The organism is Mycetohabitans sp. B2 (genome assembly GCF_021733735.1).
Classification (GTDB): Bacteria; Pseudomonadota; Gammaproteobacteria; order Burkholderiales; family Burkholderiaceae; genus Mycetohabitans; species Mycetohabitans rhizoxinica.
In genome coordinates this window covers 67,794-81,840 of sequence record NZ_JAHKSP010000049.1, presented here as the reverse complement: position 1 = coordinate 81,840, position 14,047 = coordinate 67,794, and the positions used below count along the sequence as shown (strand labels likewise).

Annotated in this window: 14 protein-coding genes and 1 pseudogene; 6 read left to right on the top strand and 9 right to left on the bottom strand. The window is 58.7% G+C overall.

What is annotated here, in order from left to right:
* Window positions 1-31: 31 nt before the first annotated feature.
* The 4 genes and pseudogenes from KPG66_RS12615 to KPG66_RS12605 all read right to left on the bottom strand — a co-directional run bounded on the left by KPG66_RS12615 (window position 32) and on the right by KPG66_RS12605 (window position 3,650).
* Complete coding sequence (locus tag KPG66_RS12615; protein WP_237071061.1) at window positions 32-604, bottom strand: hypothetical protein; 573 nt, start codon at window positions 602-604, stop codon at window positions 32-34.
* A gap of 80 nt (window positions 605-684) precedes the next feature.
* On the bottom strand, window positions 685-1,167 hold the full coding sequence (locus tag KPG66_RS12610; protein ID WP_237071060.1) for a glycoside hydrolase family 108 protein: 483 nt from the start codon (window positions 1,165-1,167) through the stop codon (window positions 685-687).
* Window positions 1,168-1,992: 825 nt separating this feature from the next.
* Window positions 1,993-2,127: a hypothetical protein gene (locus KPG66_RS17590; RefSeq protein WP_272907081.1), complete on the bottom strand. Its 135-nt coding sequence runs from the start codon at window positions 2,125-2,127 to the stop codon at window positions 1,993-1,995.
* Window positions 2,128-2,541: 414 nt separating this feature from the next.
* A pseudogene (locus KPG66_RS12605) lies at window positions 2,542-3,650 on the bottom strand (Rieske 2Fe-2S domain-containing protein).
* A gap of 382 nt (window positions 3,651-4,032) precedes the next feature.
* On the opposite strand from KPG66_RS12605, the gene KPG66_RS12600 reads away from it, so the two are divergent.
* Both KPG66_RS12600 and KPG66_RS12595 read left to right on the top strand, forming a co-directional pair.
* On the top strand, window positions 4,033-4,290 hold the full coding sequence (locus tag KPG66_RS12600; RefSeq protein WP_041754764.1) for a hypothetical protein: 258 nt from the start codon (window positions 4,033-4,035) through the stop codon (window positions 4,288-4,290).
* 26 nt (window positions 4,291-4,316) lie between these two features.
* Window positions 4,317-5,342 (top strand): MerR family transcriptional regulator, encoded by a 1,026-nt coding sequence (locus tag KPG66_RS12595; protein WP_041754766.1) that lies wholly within the window; start codon window positions 4,317-4,319, stop codon window positions 5,340-5,342.
* Between the two features lie 76 nt (window positions 5,343-5,418).
* Here KPG66_RS12595 and KPG66_RS12590 read toward each other — a convergent pair whose 3' ends face one another.
* From KPG66_RS12590 to KPG66_RS17765, 3 genes are all read right to left on the bottom strand, one after another.
* Complete coding sequence (locus KPG66_RS12590) at window positions 5,419-5,739, bottom strand: isocitrate lyase/phosphoenolpyruvate mutase family protein (protein WP_370645101.1); 321 nt, start codon at window positions 5,737-5,739, stop codon at window positions 5,419-5,421.
* A 620-nt stretch (window positions 5,740-6,359) separates the two neighbouring features.
* Complete coding sequence (locus tag KPG66_RS12585) at window positions 6,360-6,545, bottom strand: hypothetical protein (protein ID WP_013428689.1); 186 nt, start codon at window positions 6,543-6,545, stop codon at window positions 6,360-6,362.
* A 330-nt stretch (window positions 6,546-6,875) separates the two neighbouring features.
* Complete coding sequence (locus KPG66_RS17765) at window positions 6,876-7,310, bottom strand: hypothetical protein (protein WP_041754771.1); 435 nt, start codon at window positions 7,308-7,310, stop codon at window positions 6,876-6,878.
* A 305-nt stretch (window positions 7,311-7,615) separates the two neighbouring features.
* Between KPG66_RS17765 and KPG66_RS12575 the strand changes: the two genes are divergently transcribed.
* Window positions 7,616-8,545: a DMT family transporter gene (locus KPG66_RS12575; RefSeq protein ID WP_237071059.1), complete on the top strand. Its 930-nt coding sequence runs from the start codon at window positions 7,616-7,618 to the stop codon at window positions 8,543-8,545.
* Window positions 8,546-9,002: 457 nt separating this feature from the next.
* Here the strand turns inward: KPG66_RS12575 and KPG66_RS12570 are convergent, their stop codons facing one another.
* A complete protein-coding gene (locus KPG66_RS12570; protein WP_237071058.1) occupies window positions 9,003-9,959 on the bottom strand; it encodes an alpha/beta fold hydrolase in 957 nt (318 codons plus the stop codon).
* Window positions 9,960-10,097: 138 nt separating this feature from the next.
* Between KPG66_RS12570 and KPG66_RS12565 the strand changes: the two genes are divergently transcribed.
* From KPG66_RS12565 to KPG66_RS12555, 3 genes are all read left to right on the top strand, one after another.
* Window positions 10,098-10,649, top strand: coding sequence for a TetR/AcrR family transcriptional regulator (locus tag KPG66_RS12565; protein ID WP_442929439.1), 552 nt, complete (start codon window positions 10,098-10,100; stop codon window positions 10,647-10,649).
* Window positions 10,649-10,900 carry a hypothetical protein gene (locus KPG66_RS12560; protein ID WP_049786538.1) on the top strand — a complete coding sequence of 84 codons (252 nt, stop codon included), beginning with the start codon at window positions 10,649-10,651 and terminating at the stop codon, window positions 10,898-10,900. The genes KPG66_RS12565 and KPG66_RS12560 overlap by 1 nt, the downstream gene beginning before the upstream one ends.
* Before the next feature lie 810 nt (window positions 10,901-11,710).
* Window positions 11,711-12,829 (top strand): hypothetical protein, encoded by a 1,119-nt coding sequence (locus KPG66_RS12555; protein ID WP_041754782.1) that lies wholly within the window; start codon window positions 11,711-11,713, stop codon window positions 12,827-12,829.
* A gap of 150 nt (window positions 12,830-12,979) precedes the next feature.
* Here the strand turns inward: KPG66_RS12555 and KPG66_RS12550 are convergent, their stop codons facing one another.
* Window positions 12,980-13,882 carry a LysR family transcriptional regulator gene (locus KPG66_RS12550; RefSeq protein ID WP_041754784.1) on the bottom strand — a complete coding sequence of 301 codons (903 nt, stop codon included), beginning with the start codon at window positions 13,880-13,882 and terminating at the stop codon, window positions 12,980-12,982.
* Window positions 13,883-14,047 lie beyond the last annotated feature (165 nt).

Sequence of the window (14,047 nt, the reverse complement as noted above, 5' to 3'; positions counted from 1 at the left end):
ACCGCACTCGCCTGCATCATTTAAATAATATTTATGATTTTTTGTTCGCTGTAGTGGGCAACGTTGCTTGAGCAGACGTCGGTGCACCATTCATCGTTTGGGTCGTCACATGCGTGTCCGGATCAGTCGCGAAACTGGTAATCACCGCCGCCTGCTTGGTTGCCGTCGACGACGAGCCAAAAAAGAATTCTTTTGCTCCTAGCACCATCGCAATTAGCACCCCCTCAATATTGCCAAGCACGCCAAAGGCGATCGGATTGACGGGTATGCGAGCGAACAACAACCAGAAATGCGCACCAATCACCAAGAATAAGCCAACTGTGTACAGATAGGCCAAGTTACGCGGAGTGTGATCGTGCTCAGTCAAAGCCATTTGCCGGGCATTGGCGCGATCGGCCGCATTCGTCTTCGCAGTTTCCACGTCGGCCGTAATGCGGGTTTTTTCCACATCGGCTGCAATGCGCTGCAGATCAACCTGGCTTTCAACGATCGACTCCTGAAACCGGTAAGCAAGGTCTGGGTTTGCCTGGATCGCGGCCAGTGCCTGTTCCGGAGTGCTCGTGCCCGTGACAGTTTGGGCAATATTGACCACTTTTTGAGCCACTTGCTCGGCTCGACTGCCGCCAATCCAATGCGCGATCTGCGGCGCGAATTGCGCGAGTGCGAGAACAATCGGTAACATGGTCAGGCTCCTGCCACTCTTAAGTTAGTCGCGATGCGTCGCGCCCAGCCGCGGCCAAAGCTCGGCCAAGTTTGCAGTGCGGTCAAGTAGGTCAAGCGCGCGGCAATAAAACGCATAATGAAAAGCTCAGGATCGACGGCCTGCACCGCAGCGATCGTCTTGGGCCCGAGTTTGCCGTCAGCGAATACGCCACTGGCCTGCTGCATCCAGATAACAACGTGACCACCGTTGTAATTGGCATCAAAAATTTGAAACGCGACCCGTGCGTCATAGCGGTCACAGTGCAATGGATCCCAGTACAGGGTCTTGGCGATCTGTTTCGCTGTCTCACGTGGTAACTCCCGCATCGGGCCAGTATAGCCCCATGCGCGCGCGACGCGTTGGGTCACGCCCCACATCGTCTCCCCTCCTGGATCCTGAGGATTATTGGAATAACCGCCTTCATTGCCAATAAGCTTATCGAAGGCGTCGTCGAAAACGCTCATACCTTTTTACCCCAAAAAGAAACACTTTCGCTTCTCACGCAAAGCGATTCGTGCACCAGCTGGATTAAAGCACCGCATCACGCCGACACACGTCAGCATGAGCCGTTCAACAATGAGCAGAAAAGTGGATATGCTTGATCAGTTATCACGCGGCGTTATCGCCATGCCATACTCGTGGAACTGATAGTAGGGGGGAAGACTGAAGGTGTACTGCGCACCTGAGAGAGTGTCGTTGAGTCAAGCCAGTATTCTCTTTCATTATTGTGCCCCAAACATCGCTTGCATGGATCGAAGGACGGGGTACTGTACCTGCTCTCAGCGAATCGTCATGCCTCCTTTCGCTGCCCGCCCCTTCGTCCGGACGGGAGGGAATTTCTCACAAGTTCAATAAAATTTCAAGCTTTTTGAACTGCGACATCTGTCCCATCGTGTCATCACGCTATTGGCACACCCGCTTATGTCGTCCAGATGCAGTGCACGATTGACCGCCCCCAGGATCCTGAACAGCTCGCACCGCCGGTACATCACCGGCTTGACCGGTGCATAGCGCAAACGTGATGGTTTATGACCGCTTGATCATCTCAGCAACTTACATCTCATCCGTCCGCGGATTTTCGATAGTTCTAAGTCTTTTTACAATGTAGTTCTAAATAATGGCGCACATTCCGATGAACTATGTCGACGTATAACTTTGCAGGTACACCCTATGGAATCAGTGCCGTTCTAAAGTGGAAATTTCCGGCTCTTTGGAGTAAGCTGAATCGGCCCGGGGCTTGCACTAGCAGGCGAACTCGGCAACCGCACGAACTGCGGCGCATAGTCAGCTCATGCCCACACTGTCTCTGCTGGCGATACCTTGCACTGCACATACTGTCCAACCAGCAACGTCAGCTCAATCTGCGGTAAATGCTGCAGCGGCGCCAGCCACAACTGCGCGCATTCCGGCCAAGGGATGATCACCACTCGCGTCGTTACATGGCACACTCGATGCATGGACTTTCGCCCCTGAAACTTACCCGACAGTCAATAGCCGCGCGCTGGGGCCAGGTCACACAACCGGACGAGCACTAGCAGGTATTAAGTATCGTAGACGCGGCATGCGCGTATGCCGCGCAGTAGCGCGTTCAGGGGCGCATACCGACGATGCAAGTCACGAACAGACACCGCTAATCGTGCCTTGTGCCGTCGAACGTAATGTCCGCAGTAATTTGGCTAAGACAGGCGCGTTTATTGCTTTCCCCCTGTCTGTTCCTGTCTAAAGAACGCGCTCTGGCCGCGGTTAACGTCGATGTTCTGTGCAAAGACCGTGAAATACAAATTAAATGAATTGAGAACGAAATAAGCTAGATTAAAACAACGAGGACCCATTGGACATCAAGCCCTGTTGCCCACCTCACGAATCGGGAGCTCCGTGCGGCCGCCACAGTGGCGCAGCAAGTCGCGCAACTCATTGATCACTGGGAACACCTCGTGATTCCAATCCGCACCCTGCCTGTCGTGGGCTGCTTGCTCCTGCTCCACGACCCAGCGGTCCTCCTTGAAGATGCGCTCGGTGAACCAAATTAGCAACGGCCAGGCCAGGTCCAGCGCGAATGGTATTTTCGGCTTACGGATGGAAAGCAGGCCGAACGTGCGGTTGGTACGCTGCGCCGCATCCAGCGGCACATACACGATCCACAAATCCATGACCAGCGTGCCGTCCCCCGACCGGATCTGCAAAGTCTGATATGGATAACAGGTGCGCACCACCATCACGCTCTTGTCGGCTTGGCGCCAGCAAAAATGCGGGCGCCAAACACCAGCGCCTCACCCATCGGCTGGCTGCCCGCCATGCGCGCAAATATGTAGTTCACTTCCATCCAGTCCTCGCCACGGCTTCGGCCCACGCAGCGTGCGCGCATCTGCCCCATCTGCCGCCGGTGCAGAAACTGATGGTTCATGTCCATCAAGTTCTCGTGCATGAATGAGTAGTGGCACTTGACCTCGCGGCCAAAGCGACGCGTCTTGTACGCACTGTCGCCCACCGAGGACAGCATAGGCAGTGGCCGCGCGTCAGCCAAAGCTGGCTCGCCCGGAAAGACGAAGATCAGGCCGTGCATTTCACGGCATGGATAGGCGCGCACCCCGTTGGGCAAGCGCTCCCGCCCAAAATACGACACGTCGATGCAGTGGCCGCCGCAATCGTAAGCCCAGCCATGATAGCCGCAGCGGATGGACTCGCCTTCGACTACGCCCGCATGCAGCGGCACTTGCCGGTGCGCACAGCGATCTTCCAGCGCGAATAGTTTGCCGGACGCGGTGCGCGCTAGCACGATCGGATCGCCTGCAAACTGTACACCGAGCGCCTTGCTGCGCTTGACCTCGTGAGACCAGGCCAACGGATACTAGTGGTCCGGGTGAATCGGCACACGGCGCAGATCGCGCACCGAGGCACTGGCAGGCAGGTCAATGGCGCCGGTGTCCGGCAAAGGCAGTGCATGCATGCGTGACGCCTCCTTACGTAAAGGTACTTCGAGGGTCGTAGCCAGCAGTCGAGTCGGCGAACGGGCGGATTTGGCACAGTCTACGCGAGTCCGGCCGAAACCGCGCCTTGGCGCTCCTTAGTCGCGGCGTCATCCCGCAGCACGTGCTGCTCGCGCAGCAGCGTGGCCGCAAGCCCATGGAGCGATGCTGGGCGCACGTTGCACATCGTCCACCGGCATGCTTGCACGAGCGGACCCCACGCGATGTCTGAATAGGACGTTTACGTCGGTGCAACGCACCGGTAGACGAGCGCTAGCCGCTTAAGCTGATCACTGTCATCAGCTCCCCCTTCTGCCGCACAGGCGCTGGCACGCCAGTCTTACACTGAAAATGCGCGACGGCATGCGCGACATCCCGCTGCCTGCCCGGCAAGCAAGCCTCACCTTCGTCATGCAGATGATAGGCGACGCGCCCAATGCTGCAACCGACCACGGAGTACTGGACGCGTTACACCTGATGGTCACGACGCGCGATGCCGCCTCCGTCCCGTGGCTTGACAACGCCATAGCAGCGCGAAGAAACGTTCTGCATGAGGGCCGCTCACCCGCCTTGACGACTTTCCGCTTGACCCTCACGCTACGTCAGGGCTCATCTTTTTGAAACGCTGGAAACGGAGGCAAAGGCAAATGCGCTTGACGGTGGGAGAGTTGGCCAAACGCAGCGGACTGACGGTACGCACGCTGCACCACTACGACGCGATCGGTTTGCTGAAGCCTTCGGCACGCTCCGAAGCGGGATACCGGCTTTATAGCCGCGACGACGTCGCGCGCCTGTACCAGATACATGCGCTGCGTCGCTTTGGCATGTCGCTCGCCGACATCGGAGCTTGCCTGGATCGGCCGGACCATTCGCTGGTAACTATCGTGCAACGCCAGATCGGCACGCTCGATGCACAACTTACGCAAGCGCGTCTGTTGCGCGAGCAGCTTGCGCGCCTGCACGAACAGTTGTTGGTGGGAACCGATCCGGACCAGTCAGACTGGCTAATCACTTTGGAGATGATCACCGTGTATGAAAAGTACTTTTCCGACGACGAACTGAATCGCTTGCCGCTGTACCGCCTCGACGAGGCGCGCGAAAACGAATGGCGCGAAGTGGTTGCGCAGGCGCGTGTGCTGATTACACAGGGCGTGCCACCGCAAAGCGACGACGCGCGAGCGCTAGCCAAGCGGTGGATGGCGATGGTGCAGCGCGACACCGGCGGCGATCCTCGACTACTCGCGAAGCTGAACCGGATGTACGAAGCCGAGCCCACCATGCAGAGCAAGACTGGCATTTCGCCGGACCTACTGCAATATGTGCTGCAGGCGAGTTGGGAAACAAAAATGGCGTTGTACGAGAAATACCTACTGCCTGATGAAGTGCGTTACATGCGCGCACATTACAGTAAGCGCGCGCATGAGTGGCCGGAGCTGATCGGGGCATTGCGCACGCAGATCGAGCAAGGCGCCGAACCGTCCGCCCCTGCGGTACGGCGCCTCGCACAACGCTGGCTTGAGCTGTTCCGTTCCTACGCCGGCGACGATCCTGCCACCCAGGCGCGCTTCAGGCTGGCACACGAGCAGGAACCGGAGCTGCTTGAGGACGCGTGGGCCGACGCGCCGATGCTCGACTTCCTGAAACGCGCGGTCGCCGCGGCCTCCCCCGCGTAACCACCGCGGCCCGATCTCACGCCGGCTGCACGACAGGCTGCCGGCGTGCCGCGACGGCAGCGTATCGCCACCGGTTTCATCGATCGCGCGCCATGCCGCCCGCGAGCGTTGCACGGCGACATCCCGCGGAAACAGCGGTGCAGTCTCGTCGCCGTTGGAGTCCTCGATTGACCAGCAGGTCAGTCACCGCAACAATCTCACGCAGATGCCCGAGCACGACGCCGCGGCAGACTATGTCGCCCATACGAGCGCGCGACCACGCAAAGTCGGAACTAGTCGTTGCGATCGCCCCGAAACCGAGAAGTTGCAGATAGCGGATGCTCCCTACGGCTGATGCATTCGGTAAGACGACGCAGCCGGATTGATGCAGTTGTCGAAAGGCGGCGGTGCGGGACATTTCGTCTCTGTCTGCAAAGGGGTGGCGTAGTCCGGCACACATCGACCCGATGGCACGCCGGGGACCTGCCACGTCGATTAATGACCATTGTACATCCCGAGCCGGCGGCTCGATGTTCGCTTTCGAACCGCCTCCTTCGCGAATCAATCGTGCGCCAATGGCCGCTCCGTCATAGTGAGTGTCGCGGAGAACACCCGCGTACACACCACTAGGGCCTTCTGGCCCCTACTTTGTTGGAGGATAGCAATAAGTGTCAATGCTCCTGGCGCTGCGGCTTCTGGCGCTTTTAATAAGGATGATTTTGATAAGAAATTTGATTCGATGACTGGCAAGCAAAAGGAGGCCTACCAAAAATTGGTTGACGAATTTAACCGAACCGCTTTTCAGGGAGCTGCTCCAAACTTGAAGCCCGCCCTCGACTAACGCTAATACAGACCAGCGACGCGTCCATGAACGACCGCCGCGTCGCTGGAAAACGCCTTTACGGTTGCGCGCTGTGTGGACCGTAAAGCACCTCTACAAAAGCCGCCCTGCATCGTTGAAACAGGTTACGTATCGACATAAGTAAAGTATCGACAAGGCATCCTCCGACGCAGTGGGTCGAGATCCTTGCATTTCTATCACGAAACACCGCCGTCAAGCTTGCTGTACCGGACCACAGCATTGACCGCACCGGTTGTGGACTTTGGAAAGTCATGGCACGCGGCAAGCAGCGCCAGGATTCGATCGGTTACAGCCACGAAACGGGCCTCTTCCAACACTTGGGCGTCGTCGGGCAGCGGCAATTCGCTGCCCAGAAGCAACACCAGCAGCTGCTGATGCGCTTCACCCGGAATGCCACGCCGTCCATTAGCGTCCGTTCATGGACAGCACCGCTGTGCAGCCCCAACGCGAGCAGCCCTGCGTGCGCTCTGACCAAGCGTCGCCATGCTCGAGCCTGCATAGCGTGCGGCTCCGGCGTTTGCCGCGATACCGGTGGGGCTTACCGCCAAGTTGAGGAAGCTAATGATGTAGCGCATTCATTAGTGATACAAAATTTTAATGCAGCGCGACCGACAAGCGCAGCCATACACCAATGAGCTGCTTGCCGAAGTTGTGCACAAGGACACCGGCATTCGCACCGAGCGTTGACTAAGTCATGTCTTCATGATGGACGTGCCGGTCAATCCGGAGTCGCTGTTCATCACCGACGCGGTGGTCAATATCTTCCGACCTCGAACGCTTTCCGAGCTTGAGTAGAAAGCAGACATCGTGCGCAACGCGATTGAGCTTATGCAGACGCCGCGGATCGACCGGCTCAACATGGCGATCTTTTCCGCCATGAAAACCGTGACGTCGAAGATCCCCTCGACGATCAATGCAGCCGCATTGTGCCGTATCTTGGCACACCGACCGGTCAAAGACAACAGGGCAGCGCCGTCCCCTGCGTCGGTGTTGGCAGGCATGCTTAGCCGGACACGATGAAACGCAATACAGGCCATCGCGCCTGCTAGCACACTCACGCCAGCTGCCAAACATGCGAACGGCCAACCCCAGTGCAACGCAACATACGGCAGCAGCGCCACCGACAACGTGCCGCCCTCGGTAAATAGCGAGGCACACCAAACTGTAATAAAGTGTTGGTGTTATCATGGTACAAAAAACTACCATGGTAAATGGCGAGTCTACCCATAGGCTGCCCTTCACAACAAGCCAGCGGCTGTTGCGCTTACCATGCTTTATCCGCCGAAAGCATAACCGCCTCCGCTGACCCCATCAATACTGCTCGCGCTTTCGCATAATCTGCTCACAGTGGCGCTTGACTAGTTGCCCTTGTTCCATCCGGACTTGCCGATGCGTGCAACGTGCAATGCCGGTCACCCGGCGAAGGCTCCGCATGATCTCCCGAGCGGTGTTCGACTTGACCAACTTGCTGGCGCTCGCAGCACTTTGGAGTACGTCGTTTCTTTTCGTGCGCATCGGCGTTGCGGAGTTCGGCGTCGTGCCGATGGTGGCGTTGCGTGTGTCGATCGGCGCCACTTTCTTAATCGCGCTATTGATCGTGCGGAAAGGCGTGAAGGGAAAATGGCGTGATTCGCAACGCAAGCTTTGGCCGTTGTTCGTGCTCGGCGTGCTGAATGCTGCGATGCCATTCTGCCTGTTTGCGTATGCCGTGCCCGCTCTGTCGGTGAGTCTGGCCTGCGTGATCAACGCGACCGCACCGCTGTGGGGCGCGCTGGTCGCGTTCCTTTGGCTCGGGGACCGGCCCAGCATCATGCGAATCGCCGGCATCGTGCTCTGTTTCGCCGGTGTGACGCTAATGGTCGGGAGTCAGATCAGTGCAACGGGCAGCGTCGCAGACGCAGCGCCATGCGCGCGGACCACCGCACTAGCCGCCGGCGCGGGACTCACCGCCACGGCGCTGCTGGGTATCGCGGCCAACTATACGAAGCGCTATTTGTCCGACATCGACCCCTTGATGATCGCGGCCGGCAGCCTCGTCGGCGCATCGATCGTACTGCTGCCGCTCGCCGCATGGGCATGGCCAGCGACACCGGTTTCGATGCGGGCGTGGCTCGCGGCGCTGGCACTCGGCGTGGCGTGCACCGGCGTTGCCTATGTACTGTATTTTCGCCTGCTCAATGCCGGCGGGCCGGCTCAGGCGATGACCGCCACATTCGTAATCCCGGTGTTCGGCATCCTTTGGGATTCACTATTTCTTTCGTTATCCATATCAATATGGATGATGGAATGCTGCGCCATTGTGCTGGTCGGTACCGTCTTGGCCACGGGCTTGATCGAGCGACTGCGTCCACAGCTATCATAGCGACGGGCAACGCGTTGACAGCATGGATGGCGACGATAGTCCCACATACACGCGCCATGTTTCTTGCCATCGCTTCGCTGACACGGGCAAGCGGATACACGGGATCAAAATCAGTTCTCAGTTATCCTGGCTAATAAAGCAACGCGAGTGCGGACAACCAAGCGCCGTTGGAGCGTGCGGCGAAATGCTTGCCGATCGCGTCGACACGTTGGCCGCGCTTCGTATCCGGCAAGCTAACCGTTGAGACCAACACACCGCCACGCCTGAGCACGAACCATGAAGCAGCATCGGCGGTGGCCTCGCACCGCCGATGCTGCCGGCCAAGCGAACACCGCCGGCATCGATATCCAGCGTGCGCAAGCCTGGAAAGAACGGTGGCGTCGCGTCAGGCTCGGCACTATCGGCTGCGGAAAGATTGGCAGGATTGTGCTATTGATCCAGGTTTACGGCGATCTTCTCAGCCCTGGTTAGCTGCTGTCACGAACCCCGCAAGTTCTTGTCCATAACGCACTGGCTCCTCGTAAAAGGGGCTATGTCCGCTCTCGAAGAAAAGCGACAGACGGCTGTTCGCGTGAATCGACTTGATCCGTTCCGACATCGCCAGGCGCACGAGCCGGTCATGAAGGCCGTGGGTTAACAAGATTGGTCCAGAATAGGCTTTAAAGACGGGCTCGAAATCGGGCGTCTGCGTCTTGATAAAGCCCTCGTTCACGGCCCGTGCCGTCATGCCGTTGACGACCAGCATGCGCTGCATCTCCACTTCGGTCGGCGGCCGGTGGAAGCAGGCGGCTAGGAACTCGGCCGTGGCCGCGGTCCGTACGGCGAAATCGTGAGAGGTGGTGGTGCTGGTGAATGCAGCCGCCTCCGCGGTGAGAAGATCCGGCGACAGGTTGGTGACGGCGTCGACCAGATTGACGCCGGCAATGGCGGCGCCGCCATATTTGCGCAGATACGCGCCGGCCACGAAGCCGCCGAGCGACCAGCCCACCAGCACCGGTCGGCGAAGCTTGGCGCCGGCGATAACGGCGGCGACATCGTCCGCCCATCGATCAGCCTCGGAATAGGCTTCGAGCGAAACCGGCTTGTCGGAATCACCATGGCCGCGCAGATCGAAGCCGACCATGCGAAAGTGCCTGAGCGCAGGATCGGCGAACTGCTTCTCCCAACTCAGGCGGCTCTGACGCAAGCCGTGAATGAACAGGATCTCGGGCGCTTGGCTGTCGCCCTGCGCCTCGCCCGCCAGCATCACGCCATCCGCAGAGCGCACGACGAACGGCTCGCGCGACGGTACAGCCATATCCGAAAAGGCGCCCGGTTTGTCGACGGATGCGGTAGCCCCTCGAGGTGCCGCATAGGCGACTGAGGCGGCCAGGGCGGCCGCGCCGGCGAGGAAGGTACGTCTTGAGTGGTTCATGAGTGTCGCTCCATGTTGTTTAGTGATCAATATTTAACTAGGCTTGACTTTTCGTGTCAAGGGCTGTTTAGTGTCGCTATGGAACGAGACTCAAAATCGCGGGGCGGGCGGCCTTGGAGCTTCGACCGGGAAAAGGCGGTGGACACTGCGATGCGGCTGTTTTGGAGGCACGGCTATGAGGGGGTGTCGATCGGCGATCTCACGAAGGAGATCGGGATAGCGCCTCCAAGCCTCTATGCTGCCTTCGGCAGCAAGGCGCAGCTCTATCGGGAAGCGGTGAGCCGCTATGAGGCGACGCTCGGACGCCTCGATGTGGCGTCCATCAACTCGGCAGCGTCGCTGGCGCAGGCGGTGCGGGTATTGCTTGAGGGAGCCGTGAGCGCCGTCACCCACCCTCAACTTGAACGAGGCTGCTTGATCTCAAGCGGCATGATCGCATGTCACCCGGAGCATGCCTTGCTCGCCCGCGACGCGGCCGCGCGGCGTGAGGCCATGCGTGAACGGATTGCGCAAGCGCTCCAGCCCTTTGCGGGGGTGCACGAGGTTCAACGTTTGGCGCGCTATCTGGCTGCCGTCATGCAAGGCATGTCGGTCCAGGCACGGGACGGTAGCACACCGACGCAGCTGCAGGAGATCGTTGAAGAGGTGGTAGCGGGCGTTGCAGCACGGCTTTCCGAGGAGAGTTCGTGATGCGCCGCTTCTTCCGCCAGGCCACCGATATCATCGGCACCGATCATCCCGTACTGGCTGAAAAGTTGCGTTGCCCCAGCCCTGCCCGGATACGCCATACCCAAGGCACACATGCGCTCGCTCGCGACGCGGAGCTGACAACCATGCGGGATAGCCTGCGCCACGCCTCGATCGCAACCATTTCGATCGATCTTCGGAGCGACGAGGTCAAACGCTCCCGGCACACGGATGGACCGTTCGCTGCACCATAGCCCATGCTCATTCCGACAACGCGTTGCCGGTTAAACGTACTTTATTTTTCGTTTTCTAAAGCGATCTTAGATAGCGAGCGCCGTCGCCAGCCAATCGTCGATTGGATCAAGACACGGCTGCACCGGCAATGAAATAACGTCAATCTCAGCGAGACGAAGGGGTAAGGCTGCCCAACCTTACTGGACGACTCGCCTATTAATGATCCCCAGCATTGCGCAAGAGTATCATGCCTTAGACAAATCTTCGAATATCTTTTTGATCATTTTCAGCCCAGATGGAATCTTCGACTCAATACCGTCAAGTTTTTAGGTCATCACATTGATTTTTAGATCCTGTTTTTGGCAAAGAACTATTTCTTTGGTAAGGATTCACTTGCATAATCTTTTGAATTCTTTATTGTGTCCGCGGGCACCCCCTCCCATGCGGCCTCTACGTAAAGATTGTGTAATAAATTTTCTCTACCTTTACCGACGACCCGCGCGCAATAGACAAACTTCGTGCTTTCCAAGCTACGGGTGTACGATGAGGCCTGAGATGGTGAAGTGTCACTCAACTTGCACCATCACTTATTCGATCCGCACGTTGTTTCGGCTGCGTGCTGGTTACCATTGCCAGCTTCGCCCAAGCTTCTTTAAAATTGTGAGTTGCCAACAGAGGATGTAACAGCTTCCGCATATCGGCATTGCACTATCCACCAAGAGCATGGCGTTCACAGTTCATCGCTGTGCTCAGCTTCCCGTTTTCGGCTAGCCTGCTGTGTGGCCTCGCTTCGTATTGCGCCGTTTTTTTATCGATTGCCGAACTTACCGATGGATTTTGATCTGCATGCCGCTTTGAACGACTACCCAGCCTACGTTTGTGCGTTGGAGTCGTGTCCGCAGCCTGCCGCATCGGCCTCTCCGCCGACATTGAAACCAGCAAGCGGTGGGCTGGTGAACCCGTCGGCTAGCCGGCCCACGACATATCATAACCTGCCGTCCGAACTCATCCAGCAGATCGGTGACTACGTGCCCGTCCAAGACGTGGGAAATTTTTCAGCAGTCGATCGTCGTACGTATCATGCGATGCACAGTCGGCGCGTAGTCTACCGCTACTGGCAACGAGCCAACCAAGTCGTCAGTCTCGCGTCAGTCAACCAGCTGCTCAATGAGATGGATGGCACGCTCGCCCATCCGGCGCAGCACATCGAGCCGCTTGAGGCGTTGCGCCAACATTTGGACGCGTTGCCGTATCACGAGCAAGGCGAAGCCTTCAAGCGCATATACGCGGCGGCGCAGCGCATTCCGAAGGATGGCGTGCAGATACAAAAAGCGCTGTTATTGTACTCATTGCCCGGTTTTAATTGGAACCATCGGGATGAATTATTCGACTTCGCTTACGCGATGGCGCAGCGGCGTGCACCCCAGGAGGATAATGTCTGGACGGAACTGGCTAACTGTTTGATATTTTTGTTGGCTGGCTCAGCTGAGTTTGTCGAGCGTTATCAGGCGCTCGTGGCTCGGCTTGGGTCCTTGAGGGTGTCCGAGCAAGCGGAGCTGATCCCGGTATTGTGTAGACAAATGCTTGGCTTTGGTAGAAGAGACGACCGCCTCCCTGGGCTGTATGCAGTGTTACGCGAACACGCGTTGCAGCTGCCGCGCTCTGTTCAAGGCGCATCGATTGGCATGCTAGCCAGTGCCATATGGGTTTTGCCGCACGCGGAGCGGCTCGCACAGTACACGCAGCTGCGTGATGTGGCGCTGTCGCTGCCTGACGAGCAGTTGGAAATTGCGCTATGCTTTCTTTCAAAGGGGTGGGCAGAGTTACCGCGCGAGCATCACGCATATGGACTCCAGTTACTGGAGCCGGCATTGCTGCGCCTACTGCCAGCACAGCGCGCGCAGTCCGTACTCAGCCAATTAGAGGATGTTATGAAATTGTATGAATAAGGTTAGTGCCTAGTATCGGGCAAAATCATGCCATAGCTTCAGTAGTAGGCGAGTGAAAAGGGAATGTGGATTTCCGCTCCTGCCGCCGCCCTGCCGACACGGGTGATCATCGCGGTCACAATATCGAGCGCAAGCGCGGCAGCCATCCGGCTAAAACAGGCCGGACTGCCGCATTTGCGCGAAAAAAGCTTGCACGGCGGCCGAATAGCGACGGCCGCGCCGCACGAATAGCTGAGCCTTGGCGCGCTCGAGCACGGCGTTGGTCGTGCGCCGTGCAACGAGCACACCAGCGGCCAGCTCGCGCTCCACCGGATAGACTGACAGGAATGTCACGCCCAGCCCCGCGCCAACGTAGTGCATCAACGCATCGATCGAATTCGCCGAAAATACGGCATTGAGCCGGATCCCATCTGCCACCTCGGCTTGATGCGTCAGCGCGCGCAGGCCGGTGCCCGCTGGCGCAAGCGCCAGCGGGTATTGCGCCACGGCAGCCAACGACACCCGCGCAGCTGGCCCCGCCAAAGGATGCGCCGCCGCCATGATCGCGCACAGCGGCTGCGGCCGTTCGTGCACGATGCGCACCGCCGGATGGGCGGGCGGACACAGCGTCCAGCCAAGATGCGCCCGGTCCTCGACCACGTGTGCAACCGCCTCTTCCGCCCGGACCGTCTCCATCTGCACGTTGATTCCTGGATACCGGGCGCAGAATGCCGCCATCACCTTGGACATCAATTCGCGCACAAAGCCCTCGCCGGTCACGATCGTCAGCTCACCTCGCTCCAACCCACGTAGTTCGTCCAGGCGCAGCCGCAGTGTTTCCTCCACCAGGCGCCGCTCCTCGTAGGCCTGCAGCACTAGGCGCCCCGCATCGGTCGGCGCGACGCCGCGCCCACGCCGCTCGATCAGCGTGACATTCAACTCTTTCTCGAGCAATTGGATCTGCCGGCTGATTACCGATGCCTCCACGCCAAGCCGTTCGGCAGCGGCGCGCATCGAGCCGGCCGTGAGCGCCGCATGAAAGTAGTGGAGCCGCCGCTCGCTCAGACTCACCATTGGCCTCGGCATTGACATTTGCTCAACGCGATTCTACGCAGACAGGCGTTGCTTGCAACATTGTGTAGGCAAACGCTGCGCGGGCAGGCAGCGAGTGCGCGCCTGCCCGCCACCGCTGCCAGCAAACCGTCCATTGCGCGGAGGACTTCATGCATCTAGCCTCTC